The organism is Polynucleobacter sp. MWH-Creno-3A4 (assembly GCF_018881885.1).
Taxonomy (GTDB): domain Bacteria; phylum Pseudomonadota; class Gammaproteobacteria; order Burkholderiales; family Burkholderiaceae; genus Polynucleobacter.
Map to the genome: position 1 here is coordinate 1,270,705 of NZ_JACXSA010000001.1, position 17,033 is coordinate 1,287,737.

12 protein-coding genes are annotated in these 17,033 nt (G+C 46.8%); 7 read left to right on the forward strand and 5 right to left on the reverse strand.

Features of this window, described 5'->3' with window-relative positions; translation table 11 throughout:
• Positions 1-3: 3 nt before the first annotated feature.
• The 5 genes from IEN92_RS06555 to IEN92_RS06575 all read left to right on the forward strand — a co-directional run bounded on the left by IEN92_RS06555 (position 4) and on the right by IEN92_RS06575 (position 4,809).
• Positions 4-972 carry a tripartite tricarboxylate transporter substrate binding protein gene (locus IEN92_RS06555; RefSeq protein WP_255539777.1) on the forward strand — a complete coding sequence of 323 codons (969 nt, stop codon included), beginning with the start codon at positions 4-6 and terminating at the stop codon, positions 970-972.
• Positions 973-1,099: 127 nt separating this feature from the next.
• Positions 1,100-2,761 (forward strand): COG3014 family protein, encoded by a 1,662-nt coding sequence (locus IEN92_RS06560; protein ID WP_216863909.1) that lies wholly within the window; start codon positions 1,100-1,102, stop codon positions 2,759-2,761.
• Between the two features lie 10 nt (positions 2,762-2,771).
• Positions 2,772-3,128 carry a YcfL family protein gene (locus IEN92_RS06565; RefSeq protein ID WP_216161762.1) on the forward strand — a complete coding sequence of 119 codons (357 nt, stop codon included), beginning with the start codon at positions 2,772-2,774 and terminating at the stop codon, positions 3,126-3,128.
• Between the two features lie 37 nt (positions 3,129-3,165).
• On the forward strand, positions 3,166-3,756 hold the full coding sequence (gene lpoB, locus IEN92_RS06570; RefSeq protein ID WP_216161765.1) for a penicillin-binding protein activator LpoB: 591 nt from the start codon (positions 3,166-3,168) through the stop codon (positions 3,754-3,756).
• Between the two features lie 15 nt (positions 3,757-3,771).
• Positions 3,772-4,809: a hypothetical protein gene (locus IEN92_RS06575; RefSeq protein WP_216161768.1), complete on the forward strand. Its 1,038-nt coding sequence runs from the start codon at positions 3,772-3,774 to the stop codon at positions 4,807-4,809.
• Between the two features lie 14 nt (positions 4,810-4,823).
• Here IEN92_RS06575 and IEN92_RS06580 read toward each other — a convergent pair whose 3' ends face one another.
• The 5 genes from IEN92_RS06580 to trxA all read right to left on the reverse strand — a co-directional run bounded on the left by IEN92_RS06580 (position 4,824) and on the right by trxA (position 10,399).
• Positions 4,824-6,215 carry an MATE family efflux transporter gene (locus tag IEN92_RS06580; RefSeq protein ID WP_216161770.1) on the reverse strand — a complete coding sequence of 464 codons (1,392 nt, stop codon included), beginning with the start codon at positions 6,213-6,215 and terminating at the stop codon, positions 4,824-4,826.
• 3 nt (positions 6,216-6,218) lie between these two features.
• Positions 6,219-7,937, reverse strand: coding sequence for a glycosyltransferase family 39 protein (locus IEN92_RS06585; protein WP_215376060.1), 1,719 nt, complete (start codon positions 7,935-7,937; stop codon positions 6,219-6,221).
• Positions 7,938-8,026: 89 nt separating this feature from the next.
• Positions 8,027-8,374 (reverse strand): type B 50S ribosomal protein L31, encoded by a 348-nt coding sequence (locus IEN92_RS06590; protein ID WP_114637034.1) that lies wholly within the window; start codon positions 8,372-8,374, stop codon positions 8,027-8,029.
• Between the two features lie 163 nt (positions 8,375-8,537).
• A complete protein-coding gene (rho, locus tag IEN92_RS06595) occupies positions 8,538-9,800 on the reverse strand; it encodes a transcription termination factor Rho (RefSeq protein ID WP_215376063.1) in 1,263 nt (420 codons plus the stop codon).
• Between the two features lie 272 nt (positions 9,801-10,072).
• Complete coding sequence (trxA, locus tag IEN92_RS06600) at positions 10,073-10,399, reverse strand: thioredoxin TrxA (protein WP_068948270.1); 327 nt, start codon at positions 10,397-10,399, stop codon at positions 10,073-10,075.
• A gap of 110 nt (positions 10,400-10,509) precedes the next feature.
• On the opposite strand from trxA, the gene IEN92_RS06605 reads away from it, so the two are divergent.
• Complete coding sequence (locus IEN92_RS06605; RefSeq protein ID WP_216161773.1) at positions 10,510-13,500, forward strand: PD-(D/E)XK nuclease family protein; 2,991 nt, start codon at positions 10,510-10,512, stop codon at positions 13,498-13,500.
• Positions 13,497-17,030, forward strand: a complete 3,534-nt coding sequence (locus IEN92_RS06610; protein ID WP_370623884.1) for a UvrD-helicase domain-containing protein — start codon at positions 13,497-13,499, stop codon at positions 17,028-17,030. The genes IEN92_RS06605 and IEN92_RS06610 overlap by 4 nt, the downstream gene beginning before the upstream one ends.
• Positions 17,031-17,033: the final 3 nt, after the last annotated feature.

Here is a 17,033-nt window from a genome sequence, read left to right on the forward strand (position 1 = left end):
CTTTTGTTTCTATGCTTGCTAGCGTTTGGTGTCGGCCATGCGCAGGCTCAAGATAAGTCTTCAACTCGTCCTTGGCCAAATCAGCCAATTCGGATCATAGTGACCTTTACTCCTGGTGGTGCCCCCGATATATTGGCACGCGTTTTAGCGGAAAGTTGGCAACAAAGTTTGGGTGTCCCAGTGCTTGTAGAAAACCGCCCAGGCTTTGGTGGCAATATTGGCGCTGATCTAGTGGCAAAGAGTGAGCCAGATGGCTATACCTTGCTCATTGGTACTGTAGGTATCCATGCAATCAATGGCACTCTTTACCAAAAGCTCTCTTATGATCCCGTAAAAGATTTCACGCCCATTAGTTTTCTAGCGAGCACCCCCAATGTGTTGATTGTGAATAAGCAGCTGGGAGTGAGTAATCTGCATGAGCTCATCGAATTGGCTAAAGCCAAACCCAATCAATTGACCTTTGGCTCTTCCGGTGTTGGCACTTCCTTGCACATGTCGGGCGAGTTATTAAAGGAGATGGCTGGTATCCATATTCGTCATATTCCTTACAAAGGGCGCGCACAATCTCTGCCGGATTTAGTCAGCGGCAGAATTTCCATGCTGTTTGATAACTTGTCTTCATCCTTGGCTCTGATTAAAGCTGGGGAGGTACAAGCCTTGGGAGTCACTACCCTAAAACGATCTCCAGCCGCACCAGACATCCCCACTTTTGCAGAGCAGGGTCTACCCGGTTTTGAAGCGGTTTCCTGGTTTTCATTGATGGCCCCTGCAAATTTGCCGCCCGCTATTCAGAAGCGACTCAATCGCGCAACTTTTCAAGCTTTAGAGAGTCAGGGTGTTAAAAATCGGCTCTTGGCCGGGGGGCTAGAACCCGCTCCTGGCAGCCCGCAAGAGCTTAGTAAGTTGATCGCTTCCGAGTCACGCAAGTGGAGTAGAGTAGTAATCCAATCTGGGGCTAAATTAGACCAGTAATATTCGGTTTATTTGTCAGCTTATGTGTATCTAGGGCGTTATTAGGCAATGGACCTCATCAGATGTCGCGTGGTTATTCTATTTCTTTGGATACAGCATCATTTGTTATCTTCAAAATCGATCCAATTTGCTTAAATTCATAGCATTAGACTTTTCTAAATTCCGCTTTGCAATCTTGCTATCAGGCATTTTTCTGATGGCGGGTTGCGCTACGCAAACGCAGCAAATTAAGATGAATCAGTCCAAGGACCAGTTCAAAAATGGTGACATGCAAAGTACCGCGGCTACTATTCAAAGTGTATTTAAAGATAAAAATACGCTGTACTACATGGAGCTCGGAGAGGTACAAAGACTTCAGGGCCCCTCGCAGATCCCCAATAGCACGCAAAACTTATTGGCAGCAGATCAATTGGTGGGGCAATGGGAGATCAGTACTAGCGATAAGCTGAAACGCTCTTTTTCAGATATAAGCTCGTATGTCCTGTCCGAAGGATTTAGTAGTACGTATGATCCTAAGCCCTATGAAGTGAGCATGTTAAGTCAAACGATTGCATTGAATCATATTGCGCAAGGCCATTGGAATGATGCGATGGTTGAAGCCAAGAAGATGGCGCAGCGTGAAAAGGTTATTGAAGAGTTGATTGCACGTCAGGTTGCTGCTGTTTCTAAAGTAGAGCAAGATCAGCAAAATAATCACACTACTCGCGGATCCACTAGCCGCATTCAAAACATTCAGGGCTACCCAGTCGATTTATTGGATGATGAAGAAACCCGCAATCTCAAAAATTCCTATCAAAATCCAGGCGCCTATTACTTATCCGGCTTTATTCACGAATCCCAAGGGGAGGCGAGTTTGGCTGCGCCTGGCTATCGCTTAGCGATTGAGTTGCGCCCAAATGTGAATTTTTTTAAAACCAGTATTGCGAAGCTAGATTCCAATATCGCCAACCAGAGCAAGAAAAGTTTTGCAGATACTTTATTGATTGTGGATACGGGCTACATTCCCAAGATCAGCTCTCAAAAACTCAGCCAATCTTTTGGTTTTGGCGGAGGCTCAAGATTGGTGACGCTGACATTACCCGTGATAGAAAAATCGACTGATCACTATACGCCCAGCTTTGTGCAGTTAGGTGATCGCACCGCCAATCTGGAGTTAGTTGCCAATATTGATTCTATGGCACGCAAAAATCTCAAAGATGAGATGCCAGCTTATGTCTTGAGGGCGACCAGTAGGGCTTTGGTATCTTTGGCGGCGCAATATATGGCCGATCAAACTGCACAACAAGCAGCGAGAAGAAATAATCAGAACAACCAAAACAGTGGTGGGGCAGCAATTGTTGGTGCCATTGCAGCCATGATCACAGGCTATGGCCTGCAATCTATTAATGTGGCAGATGTACGCCATTGGTCAACCTTGCCTGCCCAGACCTATATGGCCAGAATGGGCTTACCTATTGGGCCTACTTCCTTGAAATTTACTTTGCCTTCTGGCGTGACACAAAATCAGACTGTCAATTTAGTGGGTGGCTATAACGTGGTCTATATTCGGATGTTCAAAAATAGGGCAGTTGTTCTGACATCCAATGACCCTGCAGCGCTTCCCCCAAAACCTCTAGTCAGTCCACCAACAGCCCTAGCGACTCCTCCAGCACCTGCGGTGGCCCCGGTAGCTATGCCAGTGTCTGAAAACCCGGCTACCACCCCAACTCCTGCAAGCAGTAATATGGAAGGGTTGAAGCCCGAAGAGTCACCCAGCTTTCTCAATAGCCTTCAGCAGCTTTTTAATTAGGAAAACGAGCATGAAAAAATACCTCTTGATCTTATTGTCAGCATTCGTATTGGCTGCCTGTAGCTCAACTCCCTCCATGAAGGAGATGACGATTCGTACGGGTGATACTGACAGTATTGAAATTACTGATATGCGTAGTCTGATGCGCAATGGCGTATTGACCGCACAAGTCACCATTCTCAATGACAGCAAATCCAATTTAGTTGCCTATCGATTTAAGTGGCTTGGTAAGAATGGTATGGTGGTAACTGATGAAGAAGCTTGGAAGCCGGTAACGGTTGGTAAAGGTCAAACGACCGTTATTATGGGGATTGCCCCAACACCTGATGCTACCGATTTTCGTTTTGAGTTAAATCAATATAAGTAAATCTCTATTTATTCTCATTGTTAATTAAAGAATGATCATGAAAATGCACACTAAAACTATTCACTTATCTGTTTTTGCACTCACCGCAGTCTTGTTAGCGGCTTGCTCTGGCCCTCAAGTTCGATATGGTGATCCCAAAGCAGTAGAAACAGTGAACGCCAATTATGGGTCAACAGATTTACAGATGATTGCCGAAGCAATGACGCGCTCCTTATTGCAGTCAAAAGCAATTGCAGGCAGCAAAGATGCGCCTATCGTGACTTTGGCGGACGTCAAGAACAAAACTTCTGAATATATCGACACGCGGGTGATTACAGACAAGATCCGTACGCAACTCATGAAGAGTGGCCAGGTGCGTTTTGCAGTCAGTGTTACAGAAATGCAAAACCAAACCGATGAATTAAAGCGTCAGAACCAATCTGGTCTTTACAAGGGAAGCACAATAGCTAAAACTGGCAATATGCAGGGCGCTCAATATCGCATTGAAGGCTCGATCGCATCTATTGTGAAAAATACTAAAGACGTGAAGGATGTGTACTACGTCTTTAACTTAAATCTCATTAATAATGAATCAGGCTTGCTGGAATGGTCTGACGAAAAAGAGATTCGTAAGACTGCCACTCGCTAATTTAGGAATTACTTTATGCAATTGATAAACAGAACTTTATTAGTGTGTGTTGGTGTTAGCCTGGTATCGCTACTTGGATGCGCCTCTAAGCTGCCTGCTGCTGCGCCAGAGCAGGCTATTGTTGGTCAGGTGCCAGCAGACCCACCCAAGAATCCAGTCATCACTGCGGAAGCTCTGAAGACGGAGTCCAAATCGATTGCTGTCACAGACATCTATTTTAAAAAAGAGGGTAAGAACTTAGTCTTTATTGAAGAGACTCGTCATAAAACCAATAACAACGTCACTTCAACGATTACTCCCAAGACCATTGAGGTAGATGCAGATAAAGCCAATGCTTCTGCCTTAAGCGGTGGCCCTAATTCTTCGCAATTCCCAGTGAAGTTCACTAATTTGGCAGACCCACAGTCAACTGCGCCAACCGTAACTCCTGTTGACCCACAAAGCTCAAGCAATAGTAGCGATAGCGAAACGCAAAGCTCCAAAAAATCAGGCTATGAGAGCAAGATGAAGTACAGCGAGATTCGTTATCTAGCAAATCCCATCCGAGGATTACTCATTCAGTCTGGTTATAAGGTAGTTCAGGCTAAGCCTTCAGTAGCAACTCCTAATCAAGGCGATGAGTATTTTGACATTGTGAAGCGCATTAAAGCAGGCGACTTTGGAGATGCCAACTATGTGCTCTATGGTGTATTGGCAGAGCTATCGGTAACGGATAACGTAGACGATATTCCGGGTACAAAATCGAGTGCACAGCAAGTCACGCTAGAGGTAACGGTAGACTTTCATGTAGTGGATACCCAATCCAATCAAATTGTTGCCTCGTTTATTGCCTCTGGTGAGGGTAAAGAAGTCCGAATTGATGGCAAGGACAATAATTTCAAGCCCAGCACCGCAAAGTTGATGAAGCTTGCTTCTTTGGACTTGGCAGAGGACGTTCGTAAGAACTTGGCGGCGCAGAACTTCATTACCAATAATCCAGGATCTGCTGGCTACGAGAGAAATCTCAAGCGTCGTCTTAATGATGATGCAACCACTTTAAAAGTCTATAAGTAGATCGTTAGTTATTTTTAGACTTCAACTGGCGGATGCGTTCTCTCATAGCGCTCCGCCGTTTTTCTGAAGAGATAGAGTAAGAAGCAGGCAGCCAATCCCAGGCTAATGCTGTTACCAGCCCAAAAGCCGTTGGCACCTTGTAAGAAGCTAGGCACGTTACCAAACACATTAAAGCCCATCAGGTAGCCACCACCCAGGCCTACACCCCATAAAGAACCTGCGTAGATCAGCATAGGCCAGAACGCAATACGGTAAGCCCGCAAGATAAATGCTGCGGTCACTTGCAAAGCGTCAAAGACTTGATAAAAAGCAATAAATAAAAATAGTGGAATCGAAAAGACCTTCACCTCTGCCGGTGGATCATATAAATCCAATAGCTGCATTCTGAAAAACCACACTGCAATGCCGATGGTGATGCAGGTGGCAGTTGTAAAGACTACAGAGGACCAACCAATCTCTTCAGCACGCTCGGGCTTGTTGGCACCAATCGATTGCGATACCAAGGTCATAGTCGCAATCGAGAGTGAGAGTGGCACCATGTACATGACGGTGCCCATATTAGCCACAATTTGATGTCCTGCTAATGCGGTAGTGCCTAAGCGGGCAATAAACAGTGACATAAATGTAAATGAAGTCACCTCAATCAAATAGCTAAAGCCGATTGGGGCACCCAGTCTTAGGAGCGTCCAAATACGTTGCCAATCTGGCATGCTAAAGCGCGCAAAGATTGCAAAGGGCTTGTAAAAACGATCCAAGATGACAAAGCCTAAGGTCATCAATAGCCAAGACCAGTTAATGATGACCGTAGCTACTGCGCAACCAGGGCCGCCCATGGCCTCAATCCCAAAACCACCATAAATAAATAGCAAGTTCAGTGGCAGTTTTAATCCTAAGCCAATCAGTTGCACGACGGTAATCACGGCAGGGCGCGAGACCGCATTGTGTAATGCCATTAAAACGCGCATGCCCATACTGGCAGGTAAGCCAATTGCTAAGATGCTGAGGTACAGTCTTGCCTTGCCTTCAATATCCGGACTAATTTGGGAGATGGCTAAGAGATGATCGGCATTGAGTAAGACATAGCAGCCTAATATTGTCAGACCTAAAGCCAACCAAGTAGCTTGGCGTACTTCTTCGCCGATTTCGGAATAGCGTTTTGCGCCAAAGAGTTGACCCGCAATCGGTGCTAGGGCAGAGACCACTCCAGTTAAGCCAACATAGATGCTAATGAAGATGGCAGAAGCCATTGCCAGTGCAGCCAAGTCTTCTGCTGAGTAGCGTGCAGTCATGGCAGTATCTAATACACCAAAGGCGATGACCGCTAATTGGCCAATCAGCAAGGGGCCAGCAAGTTTGAGTAGGGATGGAACATCCTCGCGCAGGCGCGATAGCTTAAAGTGCAGCACTATTTACTCCGGTGTGACTTCGTAAAGACGTAGGCGTTCATCGCGGTCAGCAGCGCGACGGTCTTCCCAAATGAGGTGGAGTTTTTTATTATTCAGCTTTGCATACGCCTTGGCTTCGGTCTGATTGTGGGTCAGCATCCAAGGGCAATCGGGATCATCACGCAAGGTCAGCTTAGTGAAGTAACTAAATGACGCTAACTGTGCAGGGCCAATGCTGCTGGTATTAATACAGCCACCACCTGAAGGCACTACTTGAGCTAAGCGTGCAGATACCTGACGATAGGTTTTAGCGTAGTTAATAGTGGGTAACCAAAGTGTCATCAACAAGACCCACATTAAAGTAGTGCCAGATGCGGAGATGATGAGGCAACGCCAGATTTCTTTTGGGGCGCGTGAAGTTCTCCAACGCACTACCGCAAGCCAAGCACCAGTAATGACAAGTGCCACCACAAAGGCGAGTAAATTAAATTGAAATTGAAAGCCTGGCAACAATCTTGCTAAGTTGGCTGCGGTCGATTCTGGATAGCCAGTGACCTTAGCAAGCCAAATGACCCAAATAGCAATCGCGATCAGCGTAAAGCTGAACATCGCGAACCAATCGATAAAACTAATCATGCTGCGCTTGAGAACGGGGAGGCTAAAGGCAGCAATGATCGAGAGGCTTGGAATCAAAATGAGTAAGTCATGTTCATTGGCCTCAGAACGGAACAAGACATAAATCAAACTGCCGATAAATAAACTCAGTGGAATACACAGGTGCGGTGCGCGCCAAGCTCCTGCATCTTTAGCGCGGCCCCAGTGCGCTAGTGAGATCATCGCCAAAGGCCAGATTGGCCAAGCGTAGGCCCAAAAGTTCACACTCAAGAATCCGATGGATTCAATCGATGGGAAAAATTGCATGTCTGGTAAATTGCGCCAGCCTTCTTCAGCAATATGACGCCATTCGGCTGGTAGAGCAGTGAGGTACCAAAGGGCTGGCCAGATCGCAAAACCAATCAATCCAATGACTGTGCTCGTTACGGTCCAGCGAAAACGCAATTTAGCATTGCTTGCAATCACCGCCATGATGGTGGCAGTGACAATCATCAAACTTAAAGTGAGATTGCTTGAGAGTGCCACGATGGCAATCCCAAGTCCCGTCCACAAGCCGCCTTGCCAGGGCTTATCTAAGCCACGCACTGTGCCATAGAGCACGATGCTAATACCCATCAATTGGGCCATCATCGGGGTCGTCTCATGACCACGCTGTGCAAGACCAATGCAAGCGAGGAAGATGAGTAACGCCCCATCAGCCAAAGTCATGCCATAACTCTTAGAGTCTGGTTGACCGCCAACAGCCAGTGCCATCGGTTGTACTTCGCGACGACGACCTAATAGATAAGTGGCATACCAAATCGCCAGCGCTGCAGCAAAGAAGCAGATGGCAGAATAAATTCGGGCAGCATTAGCAGCACCAATCCAAGGGCCAAATAATTTAATGAGTGTGGCACCCATCCAATACGGAAGTGGTGCTCCTAGTGAAACATCTCGACCTGCTATATGGGGAACTATCCAATCAATGGAGTTGCCCCGAAACAAAGTCCACATGCCACCAAAGCCGATGGCATCTTCATTCTTCCAGGGATCCCGAAAGAAGAGACCAGCAAAACCATAGACCAAGGTCAGCGCAAAAATAATGATGCGCGGAATCGATCTAGTAGCAGCGGCGGTAAGTTTGACCATGGGCGAAGTTCAAAATAAAAAAGGCAGCAAACGCTGCCTTGATTATCTCGCAGAGAAGGGCATTGCCATACCCTGCGAATGAAAAGGTATTAAGCCTTCTTCTTTGCTGTCTTTTCAGCAGCTTTAGCTTCTGCAGCAGCCGCTTTTTTCTCAGCAGTCTTCGCAGCGCCATCACCAGTTGCCTTAGCAACGGCTTTGGTACCGAATTTCTGACGGAATTTCTCAACACGACCAGCGGTATCCATGATTTTCTGGGTACCAGTGTAGAAAGGGTGTGATTCAGAAGAAGTCTCGATCTTGGCCAATGGATATTCATTGCCATCTTCCCACTTGATTGTCTCTTTAGTGGACATAGTGGAGCGAGTCTTAAAGCTGAAGTTGTTGGAAACGTCTACAAAGACGATTTCACGATATTCGGGGTGAATGCCAGGTTTCATTTTGAGTCCTATGAGCGGGTAGCCGTTTAAGTTATTGACAAGTTCTTAACCTAAATACTTACCCAAGTTAAAAGCAGTAAAGGCGAAATTATGCCATGAAATCAACAACAAAGCGCATCTTTAGGGTCTAAAAAGGGCTAAAACAGCCCTCTAGACCCCTAAATTAGCCTCCGCGACGCATTAGGTCGAAGAATTCGCCGTTGTTTTTAGTCGATTTGAGCTTATCGACGATGAAATTCATCGCCTCGATATCGTCCATATCAGCCAGCAATTTACGCAATACCCAGATCTTCTGGAGGTTCTCAGCTTTAACCAAGAGCTCTTCACGGCGGGTACCAGATTTATTGAGGTTAATCGATGGGTAAACACGACGCTCAGCCAAACGACGCTCAAGATGTACTTCCATATTGCCTGTACCTTTGAACTCTTCGTAGATGAGGTCATCCATACGGCTACCGGTTTCGATCAGAGCAGTAGCGATGATGGTGAGTGAACCGCCTTCTTCAATATTACGGGCTGCACCAAAGAAGCGTTTTGGACGTTGTAAGGCATTAGCATCCACACCACCGGAAAGGACTTTGCCTGATGAAGGAACAACTGTGTTGTATGCACGAGCAAGACGCGTAATCGAGTCAAGCAAGATGATCACATCTTTACCCATCTCGACTAAACGCTTGGCTTTCTCAATCACCATCTCGGCCACTTGAACGTGACGCACTGCTGGTTCATCAAAAGTAGAGGCAACAACTTCGCCGCGCACGGAGCGTTGCATTTCGGTTACTTCCTCAGGGCGCTCGTCTACGAGCAGAACAATCAAAATGGCTTCAGGATTATTGGCTGCGATTGCATGTGCAATATGCTGCATCATCACGGTCTTACCAGACTTCGGTGATGCCACAATCAAGCCGCGCTGACCATAACCAATCGGCGAGATCATGTCGATGATGCGGCCTGTTAAGTTCTCTTCAGCCTTGATGTCGCGCTCTAAAGAGATGACGCGGTTCGGGTGCAGGGGCGTTAAGTTCTCGAACATGATGCGGTTCTTGAGCGCTTCTGGCGCTAAACCGTTGATCTTGTCTACCTTGACCAATGCAAAGTAACGCTCACCATCTTTCGGGGTACGCACTTCACCTTCAACGCTGTCACCAGTGTGCAAGTTAAAGCGGCGGATCTGTGCAGGAGAGATATAAATGTCATCTGGTGAAGCCATGTAAGAGGCTTCAGGAGAACGTAAGAAACCAAAGCCATCAGGCAAGACCTCTAAAGTGCCGTCGCCAAAAACGGTTTCACCAGCCTTGGCGCGTTTCTTCAGAATGGCAAACATCAATTCTTGTTTGCGCATCCGCTGGGTGTTTTCAATTTCCAAGCCAGCTGCCATTTCAAGCAGGGCAGATACGTGGAGGCCTTTGAGTTCAGTTAATTGCATGTGGTTCTCGGGTGTTGATAAAGATAAATAGGGGAAAAGAGTTTTGGGGTGTTGCTGCGCTGATTGAGATCACGCAGATGTGGGAAAACAGAATTTTGGAATTTGCTAAAAGAAGGGGGAGGTAAATTGCTGGAAAGGAGTGCGTTTCTTAAAAATCCTGAAAGCACTGAACTACTGTTAAACGCAATACTACACTAAAAAACGGGTCTGACAAGTACTAGAATCAGGTAAAAACCACAGGCTCAGCTAGTGAACCTGTGGTCTGAGACGATTTACAGATGACTATCAATAAATGCAGTCAACTGAGATTTGGCCAAAGCGCCTACTTTTTGAGCAGCTACTGTGCCATTTTTAAATAGGATCAGGGTCGGAATGCCGCGGATATTGAACTGGGCAGGTACGCCTTGGTTCTCATCCACGTTCATTTTGGCAATTTGCAACTTGTCGCCATATTCACCGGAAAGCTCTTCCAGGATGGGGCCAATCATTTTGCAAGGACCACACCACTCAGCCCAGAAGTCGAGCAGAACAGGTTTATCGGACTTGAGGACGTCTTGTTCGAAGGAGGCGTCAGTTACATATTTAATGCCGGCACTCATGAAAATTCCTTGTTTAAGCTTATTTAGCGAGTTATTTAATTGTGGCGTTACAACGCTTATATTAGCAATAAGCGACACACTCTGCTCAAAATAGATAAATTACTCCATTAATGTCCCAGCCTTTTCCCACCATTTCTGATCAAAAGCAAGTGCAGCAATGGGCAATTACGCCTGATGCCAGCGCGCTTGAGCAGTTAGCAAAAGGGATATGGCATTGTGCGCTGCAAACCAAACAACGCCCCTTAGTGGTGCTCAGTACTGCAGGCCCGTTAATTGGCGTCAGGGCAGCACTTGAAAGGCACTGCCCCCCAGGTCTTGATCCCAAGATTGCTTTCTTACCGCAAGTGATTAGTTTTGCAGATTGGTTGGAAGCAGCGCCAGGCGCATGGAGATTTCCAAAAAAGCAAAGTGATTTAGAGAGATGGCTATCGGTCTACATCAATCTGCGTAAGCACCCCAAGCTCAAAGCTTGGTTTAAAGCAGAAAGTGATTCGGGTGCGTGGGGTTTAGCAAAGTCCGTCATTGATGCGTGCGACATTTTGTCCGAAGCCATCATGGTGCAATTGCAGGCAGAATTAAATCAACTCATTGAGACTAATACGCTCGATGCAGAAGTATGGTCGCAACAACTAGGAGTCATGTTAGAAAAAATCATCGCTCAATCTTATCCAACGCTCTCTCGAAAAGTTGTTGATCAAGAATCAGAAGTGCTGCTGACCTTCTGGCGTTATTTGAGTAGCGCAGGGGATGCTGTATTTCGTAAACAATTTGCGATGGCAGCCCATTTACAGACAGCCAAAGCCAATCAAGATCAGGCTCGCCCCTTCATTTGGGTACAGACTGCAGACCCCAAGCCAATTGATCAAGAGCTGATTCGTCAGTACTTAAGTGACTATGCTCAATTCGCCCCTGTAGTCGATGTCTCATTGGATTGGCAATCCGTTGCTCTATGGTCTGAAGCACTAGCTGGAGTGAACGCTGCTGGTGAATTAGCTGAACTCACGGCCGATCAAGAAGAACAACTGCAACAGAATATTCAAGCGGCACATTATCAAGATTGGCGTTTGATTTCTGCAAGGCGTTTTGAAGAATTGGCTTGGGCCGCAACCAAAGCGATCGAATCCCATTTAATTGCTGGCAAAACCAATATTGCATTAGTGGCACAAGATCGTCTGGCTGCAAGAAGGGTGCGCGCACTCTTAGCGCGCTTAGGCCCTGCATTAAATATTCGTGATGAGACCGGCTGGAAGATTGATACCACGAGAGCTGCTGCGGCAATGAATAGTTGGTTAGAACTGATCCGCGCCCCCAAAGAGGGTCCAACGGCTAGTGCTTTACTGGAGTTTTTACAAAACCCTTACTTAAATATCGCCGCCTGTTTAGAAAAACCACCTGAGCTTTGCATTGGCCTAGTAGCGCAGCTCGAAGACATCTTGATTGCCAGTCAAGCAAAAGCGGGTTGGGAAACTTTCTACCTCGCCATCGAGCGCGCGAATGCATATGCAGCTACTCACGAGGCATCGCCCAATGAGTCTTTATTAAAGCTGCTGCAATTTATCCGTGAGCGCCATCATGCTTGGCAAGCGTTAAACCTTAATTGTGCAAATGCGTTCGCACTCTTGCAGCGTAATTTACAAGACACTGGCATGGCTCAGTCTTTGGAGAAAGATGCCGCAGGCAAGCAGTTACTAGAGGTGATGAACAACTTTGATCTGGGATCAAGTGATTATCAAAGGGTAGCTATGCGCCTGCCGGAGTGGATTAGCCTGATTAAATCTGCGCTGGAAGATGCCTCTTATGAAGAGGCGGGTAAAGAAGCAAAAGCAAACCTGAGCATCTTGCCGCTGAGCTCAACCCGCTTAAGAACGTTTGATGCAGTGGTAGTCATCGGTTGTGATGAGCAACAATTGCCGGCGTTCTCAGAGCCACCATTATTTTTCTCAGATGCATTAAATCGTCTACTGAAAACTTCAACGATCAATGCGCAGTATGTACAACAAGCACGCGATTTCTCGCAACTCTTAATCAGTTGTGCCAATGTCGATTTGCTTTGGCAAAGTAAAAGTAAAAATGGTGAACCACTCAGACCTTCAGCCTGGATACAGCGCTTACAAATCCAGTTACCTGCTTGGAAGGTAAACCTTGCTAAACCAGATGCGTATAGTGGCCTAGCTAAACCTGTTGAGCAGGCAGTTGCCAGCCTAGAGCGGGATTTGCCTTTGCCACTTTCCGTGAGTCCCAGTGCCTACAAGGCCTTGAGAGATTGCCCCTATAAATACTATGTGCGCAGTCTCTTGGGTCTAAGAGAAGCCAAAACATTTGAAGACGGCTTTGATGCTTCATTAGCGGGGCAATCTTTGCATGCTTTGCTACGCAATTTTTATCAGGCACTCAAGACTGAAGAACAAAAAGCGGGTTCACCCATCGTTGATAACATGTCCGCGCGGCGTGCATGGATGGAGCATGAGTTATCGGCAATTTCTGAAAAAGAATTTAAGCGCATGATTGAGGGTGATAGCAGAGTACTAGGTACCTTACGAGATTGGCAAAAACAAATCCCGAGTTTTGTCGCCTGGCAACTGCAAAGAGAGAGTCAAGGCTGGCGTTATCACAATGCAGAGCATAAGGTTGGATTTGATCTGCATTTTGTTGGCCTTGATGGCGAACATCGCATTATTCGTATTGAAGGGCGCGCCGATCGTTTTGACATCAATCTTCAGAACCCAGAACAAGCAGAAGTGATTGATTACAAAAATCAGTCTATGGCCAAGATTAAAAAGCGGGCCGAGCATGTCCTGGATGACCCACAGCTACTCATCTATGCTCGCGCCGCCAATGAAAGCCCCACCAGCGCCCATCTGCAGGGGCGCCAGGTCGATCATGCCCAGTGGATATCACTCAAAGTGGATATCAAGCGCGATAAAAAACTACAGAGAGCACTAGAGATCGAAGATGTTTCTCAATTAATGCCTCAGTTTGATCAGCAAATTACCGTAGACATGCAAAACCTGTGGTCCAGAAAACCTATGACGGCATTTGCACCAGATGGTGTCTGCAAATACTGTGAAGCAAGAGGAATTTGCAGAAAGGGGATGTGGTGAAGCAGTTTAATAATGCCATCGCCTGTGACCCGAATAAATCGGTGATTGTTTCTGCCTGTGCGGGCAGTGGCAAAACTTGGTTATTGGTCGCACGCATGATTCGACTCTTGCTTGCGGGTGCTAAGCCATCAGAAATTCTGGCATTAACCTTTACACGCAAAGCTGCCCAAGAAATGCGTGATCGGCTTTACAGTTTGCTCGAGCAATTTTCAACTATGAGTGATATAGCGCTCATAGAAGAATTGTGCAAAAGAGGTTTAGACAATAACGAGGCTAAAGCATTACTGCCCCAAGCTAAAGGGCTTTATGGCAAAGTGCTCGCAAGCCCCCAGTCGATTGTGATTGATACCTTCCATGGCTGGTTTGGCAGATTATTAAACGCAGCTCCGGTCTCAGCAGAAGTGCAGCCTGGCTTTAGTTTGCGAGAAGACGGCAAAAGACTCTTAGAAGAGTGCTTAGATGATTGGTGGGGTGACCTGCCACCGGATCTGAGGGCGCACTATGACATTTTGCTGAAACAGTTGGGTGCAAGCAATACCGAGAAATTCTTGATGGGCAATTACGGCCTGATGAAGCAAAGAGGTGCCTGGACTTTCTTTGTTGAGGCATGCAAGAAGCAGGCTGTTACCCCGATAGAGCACTTCCAGCAATTCTTACCGAGACTTCATCTAGAAAATCCATTGCTGCGGATGTGGAATGCACCTACTGCTAGAGCAAACCTCGAGTTTTTAGTACGCTGCTTTGCGCATAGCAGCAAGCAAGAGTTGGCTTTTGTCCCTCAATTAGTCAATGCACTCGAGTGCATGCAGAGGGGTGGTGATGTGATGGAAATCGCTGCGACCTTGCAAACAGTCTTTTTAAATGGTGATGGTGAGCCACGCGATAACACCAACCGAGCCCTAAGCGCGGTTCAGGAATACCTCAAAGCTGAAGGCCAAGCACATCTGCAAGATGATCACGTGGCCTACAAACAAGCTTGGGCACAAGCATTTGTAGAGTACCTCGCTTGGCAAGCAGAAAAAGATATCTATGAACTCAATCTGGCATGGTTTGCCATGAGTGAGCGCATGATGGATCATGCAGCTGCAGCAAAAGAAGCCATGCGCGTGCGTGACTTTGATGATTTAGAAATCGGTGTCAGTAAATTGATGGCCGACTACGCTAATGCAGCCTATTTGCAGGCACGACTGGATGCTAGATACAAACATATTCTAGTAGATGAGTTTCAGGATACGAATCCATTGCAGTGGCAAATTTTGCGTTCATGGTTTGAGGCTTATGGCCAAGCCAAAGATAAGCCGAGTGTCTTTATTGTGGGCGATCCTAAGCAATCTATTTACCGCTTTCGCAGAGCAGACCCCCGTTTGTTTGCCAGTGCCAAAGCGTTTTTACAGTCAGAGATGGGTGCGGTAGCACTAGACCAAGACACTACACGCCGCAATGCGCCCAAAATTAATACCGCAGTGAACGAGACCTTTGCGCCATCGCAATTGCCGCCTACGTATGAGTTCCATGAGCAAGATACTTTGTGGGAGCCATTATTTGAGGGCTTGCCAAATGCGCCCTATGCCAAAGAAGGTGAGGCAGCGCTCTTACCGTTAGTGCCATACGTCAAAGAAGAGTTGGCGCCGCGAGAGGGTAATGCCTTTGATGCACCGATCACCGATGTCAATCAAACCGTGGCAGCAACCCAGCGCTATGCAGAAGGCCAGGCGATTAGTCGATTGATTCATCAAGTCATGGCAACACAGCAGGTGATTGATGAAGAAGAGGGTCGTAAGTTTTGGCGTCCCGCTAGAGAAAGTGATTTTCTATTGCTAGTGAAGCGCCGTAAATATTTACCGCAGTTTGAAAGGGCTTTGCGAGAAGCGGATCTAGCCTATGACAGTTCTAGACTGGGTGGACTGCTGAATACTCTTGAGATTGACGATTTAATTGCATTACTGACTGTGTTGTTGTCACCGCGCCATGATTTACCCCTCGCGCAAGTACTACGCAGCCCCATCTTTGGCTTTACTGATCAGCAAATGCAATGCCTCAGTATTGCCAAGGCGAATCATCCACAATATCGATCTTGGTGGGATGTTCTACAAGATAGTCCAGATGCCTTTGCGCAAAGAGCAGCCCGCTTTTTAGAGCATTGGCGGGTATTGGCAGAGCGTTTGCCAGTGCATGACCTATTAGATCAAGTTTATCAAGAGAGTAATTTACGTGTGGCGTATGCAAGTAGTGCGCAGCCTTTGGCTCGTGCGCAGGTCATCGCTAACCTCGATGCCTTTTTGGAGCTTTCTCTCAATCAAGATGGTGGCCGTTATCCTAGTTTGAGTCACTTTATTGATGAGATCAATGCCATGCGTCGCAGCGATGATGATGAAACTCCAGACGAAGGCGATGTAGAGGCAGAATCCGATATCGAGCTCGCAGAAGTCGATGAGGATAGTGAGATGTCAGAGGAAGATAAGCATAAGCGCGTACGTCTGATGACGATTCATGGCGCCAAAGGATTGGAGTCTCCCTTTGTGATCATTTTGGATGCTAATCATACGGTGGGCGCTTCTGATCATTCTGGCGTTTTACTAGAGTGGTCACCCAATGAGCGCAGTCCATCACACCTATCGATGTATACCAAGGCCAGCTTAACTTCACCGCGCAGTCACATTCGGGAAGAGGAAGAGCTCATTAGTCAGAATGAGAACTGGAACTTGCTCTATGTCGCAATGACCCGTGCCAAGCAAGGCTTATGGATTAGCGGAGTAGCAAAAGAGCCCACTACCAATAATCCGACTGGTCTAGATCCAAAATCTTGGTATGCCAGGGTACAGTTTGGCAAGCTGCCTACTTTAGAGTGGATTGAGGATAGTGGTGATAAAGCAGAGCAGTCAAAAAATCAAAGCGTAGCAAAAGCAAGCGCTCCAATTAAAGATGTGGCTTCTGATATCTTTAGCATTGAAGATTTTCAGATTGCATGGGAGCCAGCAAAGCTTAGCCATCAACAGCAGTTGCTGGATATTGAAAATGGCACCACTGTGCAAGCTAGTGCGCCCGCAGCAACCGAACCCGATCCAGAAATTCTGGAAGAGGGCACGAACTTTCATAAGCTATTGGAGTTCCTGACTCCAGACTCTAGCAATCAAACAAAGCCGCCCATCCCAAGTGAGCAAGAACTCATCAATTGGTTAGGCGTAGATCAAGAGCATGCGAAAACATTGCTCACTCGCACTAAAACAGTCTTAGATACTCCAGAGCTCAAACGCTATCTCACATCAGGCGAATGGCTGCAAGCTTGGAATGAGCTCGATATTGCTAGTGAAGCTGGCAAGAGCTATCGCATGGACCGTCTAGTGGAGTTTGATGATCACCTCGTCATCATTGATTACAAGCTCACTATTCCTAAAGTCGGTAGTGACAAATACGAACAATATCGCAAGCAACTCCAAAACTATCGGGCTGAACTCACCCGCATCAGAGGAGATAAGCCGTACAAGGCGTACTTGATCTCTGCTGAAGGCGAGATCGTCGAAGTGAAGTAAGTG

Bases quoted from the DNA above. Each gene is read 5' to 3' on its own strand.
- IEN92_RS06585 (WP_215376060.1), bottom strand. From the start codon at position 7,937: ATGGTCAAACTTACCGCCGCTGCTACTAGATCGATTCCGCGCATCATT.
- IEN92_RS06590 (WP_114637034.1), bottom strand. From the start codon at position 8,374: ATGAAACCTGGCATTCACCCCGAATATCGTGAAATCGTCTTTGTAGAC.
- IEN92_RS06605 (WP_216161773.1), top strand. From the start codon at position 10,510: ATGTCCCAGCCTTTTCCCACCATTTCTGATCAAAAGCAAGTGCAGCAA.
- IEN92_RS06565 (WP_216161762.1), top strand. From the start codon at position 2,772: ATGAAAAAATACCTCTTGATCTTATTGTCAGCATTCGTATTGGCTGCC.
- lpoB (WP_216161765.1), top strand. From the start codon at position 3,166: ATGAAAATGCACACTAAAACTATTCACTTATCTGTTTTTGCACTCACC.
- IEN92_RS06575 (WP_216161768.1), top strand. From the start codon at position 3,772: ATGCAATTGATAAACAGAACTTTATTAGTGTGTGTTGGTGTTAGCCTG.
- trxA (WP_068948270.1), bottom strand. From the start codon at position 10,399: ATGAGTGCCGGCATTAAATATGTAACTGACGCCTCCTTCGAACAAGAC.
- rho (WP_215376063.1), bottom strand. From the start codon at position 9,800: ATGCAATTAACTGAACTCAAAGGCCTCCACGTATCTGCCCTGCTTGAA.